Origin of the sequence: Paenarthrobacter sp. NPDC057981 (assembly GCF_042886835.1) — a bacterium.
GTDB lineage: Bacteria > Actinomycetota > Actinomycetes > Actinomycetales > Micrococcaceae > Arthrobacter.
This window is the reverse complement of the sequence record NZ_JBHVQI010000001.1, coordinates 172360-185830: the sequence shown is the minus strand read 5'-3', so window position 1 is coordinate 185830 and position 13471 is coordinate 172360. Positions and strand designations below refer to the sequence as shown.

The 13471-nt window shown below is 61.0% G+C and carries 14 protein-coding genes; 3 read left to right on the top strand and 11 right to left on the bottom strand.

The window, feature by feature from the left end:
* Positions 1-435 precede the first annotated feature (435 nt).
* The 11 genes from ACFVSI_RS00880 to ACFVSI_RS00830 form a co-directional block, all read right to left on the bottom strand.
* Positions 436-1140 carry an IMP cyclohydrolase gene (locus tag ACFVSI_RS00880; RefSeq protein WP_387819081.1) on the bottom strand — a complete coding sequence of 235 codons (705 nt, stop codon included), beginning with the start codon at positions 1138-1140 and terminating at the stop codon, positions 436-438.
* A gap of 55 nt (positions 1141-1195) precedes the next feature.
* A complete protein-coding gene (locus tag ACFVSI_RS00875) occupies positions 1196-1939 on the bottom strand; it encodes an MOSC domain-containing protein (protein ID WP_387819080.1) in 744 nt (247 codons plus the stop codon).
* Positions 1940-2063: 124 nt separating this feature from the next.
* Positions 2064-2345: a hypothetical protein gene (locus ACFVSI_RS00870; protein ID WP_387819079.1), complete on the bottom strand. Its 282-nt coding sequence runs from the start codon at positions 2343-2345 to the stop codon at positions 2064-2066.
* 101 nt (positions 2346-2446) lie between these two features.
* Positions 2447-2953 carry a single-stranded DNA-binding protein gene (locus ACFVSI_RS00865; protein WP_387819078.1) on the bottom strand — a complete coding sequence of 169 codons (507 nt, stop codon included), beginning with the start codon at positions 2951-2953 and terminating at the stop codon, positions 2447-2449.
* A 51-nt stretch (positions 2954-3004) separates the two neighbouring features.
* Positions 3005-4153: an ArdC-like ssDNA-binding domain-containing protein gene (locus tag ACFVSI_RS00860; protein ID WP_387819077.1), complete on the bottom strand. Its 1149-nt coding sequence runs from the start codon at positions 4151-4153 to the stop codon at positions 3005-3007.
* 83 nt (positions 4154-4236) lie between these two features.
* Positions 4237-4737, bottom strand: coding sequence for a hypothetical protein (locus ACFVSI_RS00855; RefSeq protein ID WP_387819076.1), 501 nt, complete (start codon positions 4735-4737; stop codon positions 4237-4239).
* On the bottom strand, positions 4737-6434 hold the full coding sequence (locus tag ACFVSI_RS00850; RefSeq protein WP_387819075.1) for a type IV secretory system conjugative DNA transfer family protein: 1698 nt from the start codon (positions 6432-6434) through the stop codon (positions 4737-4739). The genes ACFVSI_RS00855 and ACFVSI_RS00850 overlap by 1 nt, the downstream gene beginning before the upstream one ends.
* A 98-nt stretch (positions 6435-6532) precedes the next feature.
* Positions 6533-7987 carry an ATP-binding protein gene (locus tag ACFVSI_RS00845; RefSeq protein ID WP_387819074.1) on the bottom strand — a complete coding sequence of 485 codons (1455 nt, stop codon included), beginning with the start codon at positions 7985-7987 and terminating at the stop codon, positions 6533-6535.
* Complete coding sequence (locus tag ACFVSI_RS00840; protein ID WP_387819073.1) at positions 7984-9462, bottom strand: SCO6880 family protein; 1479 nt, start codon at positions 9460-9462, stop codon at positions 7984-7986. The genes ACFVSI_RS00845 and ACFVSI_RS00840 overlap by 4 nt, the downstream gene beginning before the upstream one ends.
* Positions 9455-10870 (bottom strand): type IV secretion system protein, encoded by a 1416-nt coding sequence (locus ACFVSI_RS00835; protein ID WP_387819072.1) that lies wholly within the window; start codon positions 10868-10870, stop codon positions 9455-9457. Before ACFVSI_RS00835 ends, ACFVSI_RS00840 begins: the two co-directional genes overlap by 8 nt.
* 3 nt (positions 10871-10873) lie before the next feature.
* Positions 10874-11161, bottom strand: coding sequence for a hypothetical protein (locus ACFVSI_RS00830; protein WP_157372120.1), 288 nt, complete (start codon positions 11159-11161; stop codon positions 10874-10876).
* 681 nt (positions 11162-11842) lie between these two features.
* Here ACFVSI_RS00830 and ACFVSI_RS00825 point away from each other — a divergent pair.
* From ACFVSI_RS00825 to ACFVSI_RS00815, 3 genes are all read left to right on the top strand, one after another.
* Complete coding sequence (locus ACFVSI_RS00825; protein WP_387819071.1) at positions 11843-12331, top strand: hypothetical protein; 489 nt, start codon at positions 11843-11845, stop codon at positions 12329-12331.
* Positions 12331-12708, top strand: a complete 378-nt coding sequence (locus ACFVSI_RS00820; protein ID WP_387819070.1) for a hypothetical protein — start codon at positions 12331-12333, stop codon at positions 12706-12708. Before ACFVSI_RS00825 ends, ACFVSI_RS00820 begins: the two co-directional genes overlap by 1 nt.
* Before the next feature lie 253 nt (positions 12709-12961).
* A complete protein-coding gene (locus ACFVSI_RS00815; RefSeq protein ID WP_387819069.1) occupies positions 12962-13402 on the top strand; it encodes a hypothetical protein in 441 nt (146 codons plus the stop codon).
* Positions 13403-13471: the final 69 nt, after the last annotated feature.

The window sequence follows — 13471 nt, the reverse complement described above, 5'->3', positions numbered from 1 at the left end:
GCCAGCATTTCGGCCCGGTGATCGAAGCAGGTGCTGCCGATGTCCCCAGAATTACCCCGAGAACGCCGGCCACCGCCAGACAGAACCTTGAGCGCTTCCGCAGCGAAGCGCCTTTGACATACTCTGCGGCGTCGCAGCCATCCCTGTTGCCTATGGAAATCGCACCGAATGAGACTGCACCGAGGCGGCAGCCGCCAAGCCGACAGAGTCATCTACCTCATCGCCATCTGCCGCTTCCGATACGACCACAGATCCCGGCCTACCGGGACCGGAAGAGAGCCAAAGGCCACACCTCCCCGGCTGACGCTATCCGCTGCCTCTAACGGTTCAAAGCCCGAGAAATCGACTACAGCCTCAAACGGGACCTAAGCGCATCGCCACAGCCGCCCTGGTCAGTTCGCGCTGAGAACACAGGCAACCTGCCTCGCTAGGGACTCAAGCGTTCTTGTTCTTGACCACTCCGTCGTGAAAGTTGTTGCCCTCCAACGGGAAAGCCGACACAGCGATTTTCAGGCCAGGATCGAGAGCACTCCAGACATCGGTCACCAGCGATTCCCAGCCGGACTCCACCAGTACTGCCGTGGGATTGCCGTGGGGTTTTGGGTTGTCCAGATCGCCGGAGTAAGTGGTGACGAGCTGTCCTTGGCCCGCTGCCGGGGCTTCAATATGGAGAGTTCTATGCTGGGTGATGCCGGGCCATCGTGGGTCTGAGACGGCGCCGGCGGTGACGAAGCGGCTGGCACCATCAGCGGTCAGGTCAGCAACCGCAGTGATGCGGGGCGTATAGATGGGAGGGTCCGGCTCATAAGCAATTTTTCGGTGCGCTTCATCGAATTGGACGCCGGCTTCCAGGTCGGACCAGACGTCGGAGACGTGGGTGCCGTTCCCGAGAACGATCGTCCTTGCGTTTCGCTGGGCTGCTGTGTAGTGCCTCAATTCATCGCGAGGTCCATCCGTCAGATCCTCCACGGCAATCGAGGAATCGCCCAGTTGTATACGGCGCAACTGCGAGGCGGGACTTCTTCCGGTCAGCCAATAAAGACCGAAGGCGACACCGTCAGCATCTCGTCCCAGGACAAGCCCCCGCCCGGGATAACGACGCTCAGCAATGATTGAAAGAAGTGCAGTATCCCCAGACATGGCTCAATAGTTGCACGGCCCAGAGATCCGCCGGGCCGCAGATGAACCTGGGTGACTAAGCTCCAGGAGCCTCCGGACGGCGCAGCGTGACCTTGTCTCCCACGCTAATGGTCCCAAGCTGGGCGGGGTGGGCTTGCAGACCGAACTCTGTGTTGCAGTGGGTGCCGAGAAGCCTAAGTGTTTTTGGTCCTCTGGGAACAGCGCGCTGGTCTTGGTCGATCATTAGACAGCGCGGCATACCCTGACCGAGGCGTATCAGAACGTGTTCGCCGATGGCCAGCTCCGCTCCAGCCCAATCATTTTCTTGGAATACCGGGTCGGCCCCCGTATCGATGACGATGTTGGCCCTGAACCGCCGAGCATCCACCGCCCCGCCCGAAAGCCCGGCAAGAGCAGCCAATGAAGAAGTCGTCACAACATGAAGCGGGGTCTCGTCGTGATGCTGGACGGTGGTTTCAGGCCGCAACCTCAATTGCTGCCCAAACGCGGTGGAGAGGACTTGGGAAGCAGCGGGATCGTCGGCATGGAACCGGTCCCCGTGAGGGCTCTCAAGGATTGGAATATCGCGACCTGCAGGCACTTCCGATGACCACTGCATCAGCCCCGGAACAGGTCGAAACCGCCGGGTGCGCTTTCCGCTTGCTATGCCGCCGTCCGCCGTGTAGATGGCCCACCCACGGTCATGCTGCAGTCCGCGGGAAGTCACATCAACGCTCTGCAGACCTTGACCGGCAGTGGACTTGACCGCGTAGCGATACAACGCCTGAACGGTTCCAACTGGCGTTCCCTCGGTTGTCATCTCGACATCGTCCCTCACCACGTAGAAATTCCCAAGGCACATTCAGAAACCGAAACAACCCGACCTATCGCGTCACGTTTCGAGGACTGTGAACGATTTTTCCCTTAAGGAGCTGTCTTGGAACCTAAAGCGGTCTCCCCCTCCACGACTCCGCGTCCACCCTTTTGACCTGCCCCGCCGGGAACCACTGAACGTGATAAACCCGCTGGTCGTCGACCCACTCGATCAGCCCATAAGACCTTGTGTACTTGATCGCGCGTCCGTAAATCTCGTTGATACGGACCAGGGGCTGCTTGCCCAGGGCCATTTCGATGATCTTGCCGTCGTCGGGCTTGGGGTGTTTGCTGTCGGCGTCGAGCTGGGCCATCATACGGGCAAAGGCGGCTGAGTCTTGCTTAGGTCTCATAGAATCAAGATTAGAACATATATTCGAATGATCGAACGACGACAGAAGAAAGCCCACGTCACTCTGGGAGCAGACGTGGGCAAGCAACGGCAACGAGCGGATCACATGGTCATGTCATTGGTCAGCACTCCGCCGAAAGGGGATGTCACCACCGGACCTTTCGTCGAGACGTTGTAAACAGGCCATCCGGTCGCCGTCGTGGCTTCCGGGCCTGTCGCCTCAACCACGGCCTCGGACTCGACAACGGGGCGTGCCGCCCGCTGATACGTGGCAGTTCCAAACCGAAGGTCCGGGCCGATGGTGTCAGCGATGATCCGCCGGGCTTCACGCCGTTCGCCGTCCTTGTCGTAAGCCCGGAACTCGAGTTCGCCGGAAACCATGACGGGGTCGCCCTTCTTCAGAGAAGAGGCGGCGTTCTCAGCCAGCATCCGGAACGCGGAAACGTTGTGAAACACAGGTTCGCCGTCCCGCCAGGTCCCGTCGGGGTTCTGGATCCGTTGGTTGACTGCAACGCGGAGCTTTGCGTGCGGAGTCCCCGATTCACCAATGGTGAGCTCAGGGTCTGCGACTAGATTGCCCGCAATGGTGATCAGGATCTTCGTGTTCATGATTGTTCCTTCCTTAGCCGACGAGCCGATCCCATCGGACACCTACCAAGTTCAAGGCCCAGCCAATTCGGGACCGCGCATCGACTCACCAGGTCCAGGAACGCCGGCATACGTCGGCACGTCCACGACTCGGCGGTCGGCCTCGATCATCGCGACCTTCCCGCCAAATCCAGGAGGATCCGACACCGCCAAGATGCCCTTGGTCGCCGCCGTCACGCGCCCCAAAACGGACTTGGCGATGTCCACCCGGGAGGCAGGCACTCTACTATCCAAAGCGTCGTGCCGCAGATCCTTCTCCGCGCTAATAACGGCATCAGCCCAGCCCGCCAGGTAACTCGCTGAGCGAGCGGAGCGATCGATGCCGCGGGCGCGAAGAACGGTGTAAGCAACCGACTCCGCTTCAACCTCGGCCAAGCCGCGGTGATCCACGCTGCTGCCGTAGAGCCGGCCAACGCGGTCGTCCGGCCCGTGGAGCAGCACATGCCCCAACTCGTGGGCAAGAACAGCCACGCGCTCCTCCGGGTTCATCCAGGCGCCGACGTGGATCCGGTGCTCCGCAAAGTCCGTGAATCCGCTTGTCAGCCCATACTGCGAGCGCGTGACGTCCAGCTTGAATGCATGCTGCTCAGCGACTTCGGCGAGCGAACGCCACAGTCCGTCCACATCCACGTCAGACTGCAGGCCCGCTCGAGGAACCAGCAACGGCGTCCCTTCGGTTTGCGAGACGTCGAAGACCGCCTGTCCGCGCCATCCCGTGACGACGCTCTTCTTGCCGGTCGTAACGGCGTCCGGTGGCGTAGCCTGGCTCAACGGCAGCAGCTTCCGTTGCCCGTCGGGCATACGCAATTCCTGCATCGATGCCGTCCGGGGAGCGATGATCCACAACGCATGCTCGCCTCGGAGGACAGTCCTTCCATGCCGTGCCCATTCTTTGTATCCAGCCACCAGCGAAGGTTCATCGGTCCCCCTTTGGGCCATCTGCATCATCAGGAGTGCGACGTTGCCTCCCGAATAACGCCACAGGGTCGCAGAAGCATCCAGCAAGACCTGCCACCGCGCGGGTGATTCGATGGCTTCGTCGAGGGCCGCGTGAAGCCCAGCAGTGAGGTCAGCGATACGCTCCTCGGGCGACATGCGGCCGCCACGGTTTGGTTCAGCATCCATGCCAACAGCGGGACCATCTTCAATTTGAGGGGCCACGACAGCCACCCTTCATACTTCTCGAAACGGCCTGACAAACAATCACTCATCCATGACAAATACCGCGGCGAACCGCATGACGTTCAGCCGTCCACCTGATGAGCTCCCGACTTCCAGGTCTCAAAGTCGCCGTCCAACGGCACCACACGCAGAATGGGTTCCTTGTGGCTCTGCAAACCGACGCAACCTGCGGTTCTCGTGTGGGTTCGGAGACGTTCGACGGCGTGTGGGAGCCTTTCGTGGAAGGCCAGCGGCCCGAACCCGGAATCGTCAGAGGTGAATGAAGCCAGCTCTGCCCGTTGTAGCGCATAGAGCTCTGCCACAATCTCGGAATGCCGCCACCAACAATCCGGTACAACGGACGTCGTAAGCTGGTAGGCGCCAACAAACCATCGCACCCATTCGAAGAGAGTCTGCCAAGCCCCTTCTGCCTGCTCCGAGGTCATGTCGCGCCAGCGATGCGTCACCCCCACGTTCCGATGGGACGGCTGGAACGATGACCGGAACAGCTCCGCTGTCAGTTCATCATCCAAGTCAGCTACCCGCCCCACCTCGAAATCAGCATCATCCGCCTGGGTGCTCATCAATCAGCCTCGCTGTTCATTTCTTGCCGGTTCATATGGCCGGCGGCAAGCTCTCGCTCGGTCTCCAATTTCGAACGCCCCAGCTCAGCAGCGTCCTTACGCTTATGCCAATCACGTAGATCCAAGAGAATCGGCCGTGTCCGACGGCCCAACATGAGCGCCGTACCTACCGGAAGGCGGCGGATCTCGTCCAGCCGAATCACGGGACTCTCCCGAATCTGCTCACCATCTTGCCGACCCTGCGACGACCAAGACCGTGTGTTCAAGATCAGGCTCCGCTCCCCCAGCAACCCGGCCAGCGAGCGCAGATCACGCTCGTCAGACCCACCTCCGAAAATGACTTTGATGATCGCCGAATCCCAAATCGTCGCAGCCTCTTCAATCGACCACCCACTTCGAGCCTGCGACAGGGACTGCAGTACCACCAGAGTCGAGATGCCAATTCCACCGCCGTCGGACAGCACAATCGGCAGACCGGGCCACGGCGACAAGTTCGCGATCTCGTCCAGGATGAAGGACAACGGCGGGTCCAACCGCCCGCCTGCTGACACGAAAGCCATTTCGCGAGCCGCGTTGTCGATGTCGTCGATTAGCGCAGACAGGTAGGGCCCGGCGGCCGCAGCTCCGGAGCGGGTTCCAATCAGGTAGAGAGTCCCCCGTTGCCTGATAAAGCTCTTGGGATCGAACTCCTGCTCCTCATCCTGCGGATCAAGGGCAGCCATCACCCTTGGTGAGGACAAAGGTGCAACCGCGGCCGAGACCCCAATCCAGGAGTTCGATGTGTTGCGTGGATCGTCCTCCAGGATCCCCATCAAATCCGCTTGCCAGCCACGTGCCGCCGCGGGGCTCGCAAGTACATCCAGTGCTTCACGTGCCAGAACCGGACTGGAGGACCAGCGGCGGAAGGCGGCAACCCGCCCGCCCGACAACGCGGCAGCATGCAGCAAACACTGCAAAACAATGAGCGACCGCTTCTGCCACGCGGCGTTCTCACCCTTCATCTCAGTGTCGGCAGTGATCACCAAGGCCCGGCGAGTAGCAATGTCCGGGTCGGCGCATCCTCGAACCGGTGACCAGCGAAGTGTCGACGGCAGCCCCGACATCCCCTGCGGATCGAAGACCGTGACGGGCCGCCCCTCAGACTTCCGCGCTCGCATGGTCACCACCAGGTTGTCAGCACGCGTGGAGGTCGTCACTACAGCTCCAGGCGCATCAAGGATCGCGTTGATCACTACGTACAAACCCTTGCCTGAACGCGGCGCACCTTGAATGACCATCGATTCCTCGGTCGAGACGTGGATGGTCACTCCCCGCGAGCGCCCGAGCGTCCAGGAAACGTCGTGGACGCTCGGCTTACCCAGCCCCGGGCGTGTGTACTGGCCTCGCCGTCGGACCGTCCTGGCCCCGAAGTCCCGAACAATCTCCGCTCTGCCGGCCACCCCATCCCGACTCAAAATGTCCTGTCGCAACCACGCACCCGATTGCTTCCACATCCGCCAAGTGAGAACACCCCCTACGGCGAGCGCAGCTACCATCACAAGTGCAGCGCCTACAATCCACCAGACAGCCGCGATGTCGGCGCGGCAGTCGCCTGTGGATCTCGAGATCCACTCAGGACGGCCAACCAGCAAACCCGCGCCCGCCGTCGGGTTGAAGAACGACGGCGGCCTGGGGCCGCACTTCTGCGGCGTGGTCACAGCGGCCGCCACCTGGACAAGAAAGCAAAAGGCCACGTATCCGGCCACCAACCAAAGACCCACCGAGACCATCGGACTGGTGCTTCCCGCCCGCGTTTTCACAGGTGCATCCGATCATCGGTGCCAAAGACTTCCAGCTCATCCGTGGTGACCCTATTCGCCACGATGAAGGAACGGTTCCCCACCTTCCACAGCCCAACGCCCTTCGGTAGATTCTCCACGTGGTCGCATTCCGCCTCCGTCAGACCCAGGGCTTCCTTCGTCAGTCGCATCGCATCATGCTTCTGGCGGTAGATGATGCGGGTGTCCGCTTCCGTTAGGAGACCCAGTGCCTTCTGACGATGACCGCTCGTACTGTCGCCAATCTCGTTGAGATCCGCCACTTTGTGCATGATCAACAGGTTCGCGATCCCATAAGTGCGGGCGAGCCGCCACTGCTCACTCATCTTCGCCAACATGTACGGATCGGCGAGCATCCGCCAGCCCTCGTCGTACACCACAAGCCGCTTGCCGCCGTCGGGGTTTGTCACCGCAGCCTCAAGCCAGGTGGCGCTACAGGCAGCCGCCAAGGACAGCGCCTGCTCTGAAGCACCTATCAGGGCAGAGGTGTCCATAACCATCATCGGGGCGTCGGCGTCGAACGCCACAGTGGAAGGTGCATCGAACATTCCTTCCAGGTCACCGGAGACTGTCCGTCGGAGGGAGTGGCTGACGGCAACGCCGCCTTCCTTACCCACGAGATCCAGCGTCTCTTTCGACGGGTTCAGCAAATGGTCGAGCACCATGGGAAGAGTTGGCGTTGTATTCTCGGCTGTGGTCTCCATCAAGGCCATGTCGAGAGCCGTGTGTTCCACCGGGTGCAGCGGTGTGCCTTGCCTCATCAAGGAGACAAGAGCCACGAGCAACTGCCGCCGACGCTGCCGCACCACGGCTTGCCATTGCGTGTCGCTGAGTGAGCTCGGGCGCGGTCCGGCATCAAGCGGGTTAACACGTGCGGCCCGTCCCGGTCCCACGGAGATGACTTTGCCACCTACAGCTTTGGCGACGCCGACCCACTCGCCTTTCGGGTCCGAGGCCACGGCGGCCTTGCGGCCGAGGGTGATGGAGCGCGCCACCAGCGACTTCCCGCACATGGACTTCCCCGTGCCGACTGTCCCGATGACGACAATGGACGGGCCGCTGATGATGCCCTTGTCATAAAGGATCCAGGGATCGTAGGAGAAAGCACCCGAACCGAAAACGTCCGTTCCTATGTACGTCCCCTCGTGGCCCAGGCCCGATTCCGTGATGAAGGGGTAGGCCGCGGCGAACGTCAGCGTCGATGCACGATGAGGTGCTGGCCGCAGACGGTGTGGCCCCCAGAGCGACTGAGCGTCGCGACTCCCCCAATCTCCGAAAACGCGCTCGCGGTCAGTGAGGCGCTCACGTTCTTCTGTGCTCTGCGATCGACCCCTCTCCCGACGGGGCTCCTTGCCATTGACTCGCCGCTGAGCCTTACGGTCTGCGCGCGTGCCCGACGGCGTGTAGTTCACCTCTTGGTTGTTGAGCCTCATCGCAATCCCCGGCCCAAGGGCAGTCCACCTGCAATGAACGCCGCCCACTGCTGTCCAGCAAGAAGACGCAGCTCTACGAATGCTCCCGCAGCTGCTGACTCAAGTTCATGTCGATGCCGCGCCAGGTCTTCCAACGTCGAAGCGGTAATAGTAACGAACGCCGTCGGTCGGACATCACCGTGCCCCGCGACGATCTCTTCCTCACGTTGGGACACTTCCTCCTCCTCGGCTCGCTGCTCACGGGTCGTCGGGCGATCGAATCGGGCGTTGATGCGCCGGCGGGTCTCGTGGGCTTCCTGGGCCGAACGGATGTCGCGCAGAGCCTCAAGCGTTGGAACTGCCCTGATGACCTGGGTGACCGTGTGCCTGAAGTCGCCCACGTAGACGAGTGGATGGAGAAATCCCGGGTACACCTTCTGTCGTGGCCATTCAGCGACCCAGAACGTCTGGTGAAAACCAGAATCAGTTCGAAGGTAGGTCCAGTGTTCTTCGACTGCCATCGGGCCCCAGCTATGTCGCGAGTCTGCGGCAATGCGTGGCTTGCCCTCGTTGCGAATGCCTGGTCGCTTCGATACGGTCTCCGGATCAAATGCGCCCCTGAGCACTTCGAGAAGTCGCGACTCAGACAACCACTCTTCAACTCTGACTCCATGACTGGATAGAGACGTTGTAATCGCGGCGACTTCAAGCCTCAGCAGGCGCTCGAGTCCGTTCTTCTTTCCACCGGACTCCTTGATCCGCCGTCGGGACTTGGACGTGTCGACCACCAGCGACAGCAAAACATCGTGGCTCATCGCCGACCCAGCGGCGGCGATCAGATCCTGGTACGCCATCTGGCCCCACGAGCTGCGCTCGCCGTCGGCAGCCGAAACGGTCCGATCGTAGAAGTCCTGCAGCGCAGACGAAGGATAGGGAACCGTATAGTCCTGGACGGCCATCCGCGCGATATCAGAGCGTTGAGCTAGGCCAGCTTGGACTCTGGACCACGCCTGAGCCGCCCACGCCTTGTCGTCGTCGTCCAGCAGCGCGAACGAGCGGGTGCTGCAACGGAGCACAATGACCGCTTCTCTGCCCTGCGGGTCGAGCACAACACATTCACCTCGGCTGAGCGGCTGCAGTTTGAGGTTGCCCAGTCCTCCCGGAAGCGCGAGCTGGCCGGCCTTGATGGGGCGCTCAGGTCGGACTAGGTAGGTTGTCTGCCCGAGAACACTACGAACGAAGAACAGTACGATCAGCGTGCCCCAGATCGGGTAAGGAATCCTTGAGTACTGGAGAACGCCGATAAGGACCAGCGAAAGCCAGATCGGCGCCGTGGCGGCCAGGCTTACTGGACCACCCGTTGCGGAACCGATGATCGCCGCGAGAACCCCAGTAGCCACCAACACCAGCTGGTACCACTTCAGCCCCATGAAGATGCCACGGCGTTCGTACCTTGGAAATTTGACGGGCTCGAGCGCCCTGGTTTCGTCACTCATTGGATTTGTCCGGTGGTTGTGGGTGGTAAGTCTGTTGCCGCTTGATTGGCGGCAGGTCCGACGTCGGCAGTGCGCTGCTGGGGTTTCGCACCTCAGGGACACGCGGAGCGGGATACGGTGCTGATGTTCGACCGCTGGCCTGTGGACCGGCACTGGTTCGCGATCCTGAGGCCGTTGTTATTCGGCCGCCGGTATCTGAAACAACGCGGCCCTGAATTACGTCACTGCGTGAATCTGATCTCTCATGCGAAGCCAGCCGATCGGAACCGGCGCTGCTGCCACCTGAGGTGCGTACCGCCGTCGTGCTTGTCAGGCTTCTTGGAATTGGAACGGAGGCCGGAAGGACCCGCGTCGGGATGTCCCGGCGACCGGACGGAATGGGCTTCGTAATCGCGGACCGAGCCATCAACGACGCGACCGTAAGCCTGCCGCCGAGCTGTCGGCTCACCTGGCGGGTGGCAATATTGCTACTCCTCGCGAGGACGTGCCCGCCGCCAGCGGTCTGCGCTGCCGCGGCCAGTTCTCCGCCGGCGAAGCTCACGAGTCGCAGCGCCATAAGGGGGGCTCCACAGGCCAAGACCATGCCCACCGTTCCCGCGGCCAGACCAGCGAAGGAGTGGGAATCCGCAAACAGCTTGATGGCCGTCGCCAGCACGGTCGCGGCCAAAGGCTTGGCAAGGAGCAGCGCGACGACAATTGCACACCATCGTCCTGCCCACGCCTTGGATTTCTCCCACGGCAGCATCATCAGTGCCACCGGAGCCACCGCAGCAAGTACGGCGAGGGCGAAGGTTCTGAAGATCATGGAACACATGAGGATGAATGCGAGGATCCAGACCACAATGACGGCCATGGCCGTGACGATTGCTCCGCCGACGGCGCCTCCCTGGTTTCCCGGTGCGAGCGAAATGACGTTCCATTCTCGGTCTGATCCTGCGGGGGCTCGTTCGAACCCGAAGAGGCGCATGAACACGACGTAGGGATCTGTGCCGATGGACTCGAGAAGGGCAGCCGAAGCCTCATCGCTGACTCTGGTGAGCTGCCGGACGACGTAGACGGCCGCAGCCACAAGCGGAACTGCCGCCGCTCCCCCGATCAGAGCCCGCAGAAGTCGGCGCGGTTGCTGGCTGATCAAGCCCGACAGCAGCTGGAGGATCATCACGACGACGAGTGGCGTCAGCATGACGACGACCCACCAGTTGGTGAGTCCGCCAATGGCCGTCCACTGGGAATCGTCAACGTCGGAGACCGTGAAGGCGCCAGTGATGAAGCCCCACATCCATGACGCGATGTTCTGAAGGACGTTCGCGAAGATGGCCGTGATGGAGCCTTGGACGCCTTCATTGGCTTGGGAAACGAGTCCGCATCCCGGCGGCCACCAGCCGTTGAGGTCGCAATCGACAGGCATAGCTCAGAAGCCGAGCGGGAATGCCGTCTGCGACCACAGGATGTAGCCATTGATCCCACCGAGGATGGCCGCGACCGGACCTGTCCACAGCAGAATCACTCCCCCGCCGGACGCTAGCCGTGATGATTGGCTCAGCTTGCCGGCGAGGAGCATGGCGGCTCCGATAATTGCCACGATGGCGATGACGATGAAGGCCCCGACGAGGATGCCCCCGCCGATCTGCTTCAACGACTCAAGGAAAGGGAAATTCGCGTTTGGTGTGATCCCAGGATCCACCGCTGCCAGAAACATCTGGTGCTCCGTCCAGTCGTCTTCCTATGGAATGAGCTGATTGGGCTCACGACTTCATGGGAGTGGACGGAAAGCACGACATGACCGCGAAGAGTCAACACCGAACATTCGTGCGATATGTGGACTTGGCTACGCTGGTCGCAGACGTCAGGGAAGTGATTCGTCGGTCGCGCCGCGCTCTTCGGCTATCACTGACCCACCCTGTGAGTCTTAGGGAGGCTGGTCTGGGACTGGCTGGCAGGATGAGTACAGGCCGTTCCGCCCCGATGGATGTGACTCGTGACCCAACTGACCCGCATTGTGTCCTTCCCTAGACCTGTCAGTCCATAGGGGTGGTCCGGCCGGCACCTGTCCGGCCCACCTAGGTAGCTTGATCAGAAGACTGTCCGCCCCTTTGCGGGGCGTGACCCATCACAGTGCTGTTCCTTGGTGACCTCTACCCGGACTGGTACCGGCCGGCGACGGCCATGACCATCCGTGAAGAGGAAAGGTACCAATGACCGCCATATCTATCGTCGCGCATACCCATCCATTTGTCGTCGGCGTCGACAAACACGCCCGTTTCAGTGCCAGCATTCGTTGTTGTGTTCCCGTGGCGGTTACTCTTCATCTGAAGGTGCATGTGCTGGGGGAACACAGCCGGCCCTGACTCCCCGGCCGCTCCGCACTGAAAGAAGTACCATGTCTACCGAAGTCACCCCTGAAGTAAAGCCCCCGGCCCCCAGCAAGCTCCTCATCATCATCGGTGGAGGCATCGTCGTGCTGCTGGCCATCATCGCTGTTGCCGTTTCCTCCCAGGCGATCCGGGCAAATGAAGAGGCAGCTGCCGAAGCCTCAGCCGTGGCGGAAGCCTCGAAGATGGCGGCGATTGCGGAAGCGGGCGAAAAAGCCCTGGCCGCTCAACTGGCCGAGGACGCTAAGGATGCCACGTATGTCTGCGAACAGCGGCTGTTGAAGGTACACCCGACCGCCACCGTCCAGGCCGGCAAGACTAAGTCCACTTACAAGGAGTCAGACGCAAGCTTCGACACCGTCGGCGCTTACACGGACGCCCCCAAGGGAAACACCATCCCTATGCAGTTCAAGTGCTCGTCCAAGAAGGGCAGCGGTACGAGCTGGACAGTCTTTCTGAGCAATGACGGACACGGCGACCGGATTCCCGGAACCTGATGCAGAAATTCCGCCGCGACATCCCGACCCTGGTTCTAACCCTTACCAGCGTGGCTCTGCTCGCAGTTTCGGCTCTAATCTGCCTCAAGGCTCTAGGACCCCACGGCGATCCCATGCCGAGTGTTACCGATTGGATTAGCGCCATAGGTCAGGCCGCTGGGGCACTTCTCACCGGCGGCGCTGTTATTTATGCGGCCCGTACCTACTCGAAACAGCGCCGGGATAGGCACGAGGAGGTGGAACAGAAGCGAAAAGAGCAAGCGGGAAAGATTATTGTCCGAGTAGAGCGCGGCCTTCCGGACAACAAGACTTTAGTAAACCTTACGAATCCTACGAACTTGCCGATTTTCAAGATGAACCTGTACACCATCGATTAAACAGCCCTTGTCTCGGGAAGTCGTCGTCGGGGACTATCCCGGTCACGAGTACAAGCAAACAGATAGAGTCCATAGCGCCTATGCAGAGTTTACTGACAGTGGCGGGGTCGCCTGGATTCGTACTTCCAAAGGAACGCTGGTGGAGAAAGCAAAGGAACCTGACGCCTTCGACCCCAGGGAAATGTGGCAGCCAGGTGATCCAATGCATCCCTGGGAGACTTGGTACGGCACTGATGGCGAGTGAGGGTCCGAGATGTCTGACGTAACGGACTGGGTCAGCGCTGGAGCCAACGTCGCCGCGGCCATAGGTACTGTCGGTGCCCTGTGGGTCGGGGCCGTGACGCTCCGCCGGCAGGTGAATGACCAGCACCGGGCACAGGCAGCGGCAGTCACGGTATCGGTTCAGAAGACGAAGCGAGACCAAGAGATTCTAGAGTTCATGGTGCAAAACGATAGCCCGTTGCCCATTTACGAGGTCATGCTTATAGCCAGCGACCACGGTAAAGATGTCGAACAAGTCTTTGTCGCTGCGATGCCACCCAACACGTCAAGTAGTTTCCAGCTACGGGACACATCCTTTATGGGCTGCCGTGCCACCTTCTACGACAGCTCCAGAAAACGCTGGGTTCGCGATTTCACTGGCCAGCTAAAAGACATCACCCCGAAGAAGCCCAACCTCTTCCGGCGCTTGTAGATAGGCCTATTCACTCACGATCCTAAATAGAGGGAGGTGATTTTGCTTAAGCATTGGAGGCTCATCACG

Excerpts from the sequence above, each read along its gene's own strand:
- ACFVSI_RS00875 (WP_387819080.1), bottom strand. The coding sequence starts at position 1,939 with ATGACAACCGAGGGAACGCCAGTTGGAACCGTTCAGGCGTTGTATCGC.
- ACFVSI_RS00840 (WP_387819073.1), bottom strand. The coding sequence starts at position 9,462 with ATGAGTGACGAAACCAGGGCGCTCGAGCCCGTCAAATTTCCAAGGTAC.
- ACFVSI_RS00855 (WP_387819076.1), bottom strand. The coding sequence starts at position 4,737 with ATGAGCACCCAGGCGGATGATGCTGATTTCGAGGTGGGGCGGGTAGCT.
- ACFVSI_RS00845 (WP_387819074.1), bottom strand. The coding sequence starts at position 7,987 with ATGAGGCTCAACAACCAAGAGGTGAACTACACGCCGTCGGGCACGCGC.
- ACFVSI_RS00835 (WP_387819072.1), bottom strand. The coding sequence starts at position 10,870 with ATGCCTGTCGATTGCGACCTCAACGGCTGGTGGCCGCCGGGATGCGGA.
- ACFVSI_RS00825 (WP_387819071.1), top strand. The coding sequence starts at position 11,843 with ATGTCTACCGAAGTCACCCCTGAAGTAAAGCCCCCGGCCCCCAGCAAG.
- ACFVSI_RS00880 (WP_387819081.1), bottom strand. The coding sequence starts at position 1,140 with ATGTCTGGGGATACTGCACTTCTTTCAATCATTGCTGAGCGTCGTTAT.
- ACFVSI_RS00870 (WP_387819079.1), bottom strand. The coding sequence starts at position 2,345 with ATGAGACCTAAGCAAGACTCAGCCGCCTTTGCCCGTATGATGGCCCAG.
- ACFVSI_RS00815 (WP_387819069.1), top strand. The coding sequence starts at position 12,962 with ATGTCTGACGTAACGGACTGGGTCAGCGCTGGAGCCAACGTCGCCGCG.
- ACFVSI_RS00830 (WP_157372120.1), bottom strand. The coding sequence starts at position 11,161 with ATGTTTCTGGCAGCGGTGGATCCTGGGATCACACCAAACGCGAATTTC.
- ACFVSI_RS00865 (WP_387819078.1), bottom strand. The coding sequence starts at position 2,953 with ATGAACACGAAGATCCTGATCACCATTGCGGGCAATCTAGTCGCAGAC.
- ACFVSI_RS00820 (WP_387819070.1), top strand. The coding sequence starts at position 12,331 with ATGCAGAAATTCCGCCGCGACATCCCGACCCTGGTTCTAACCCTTACC.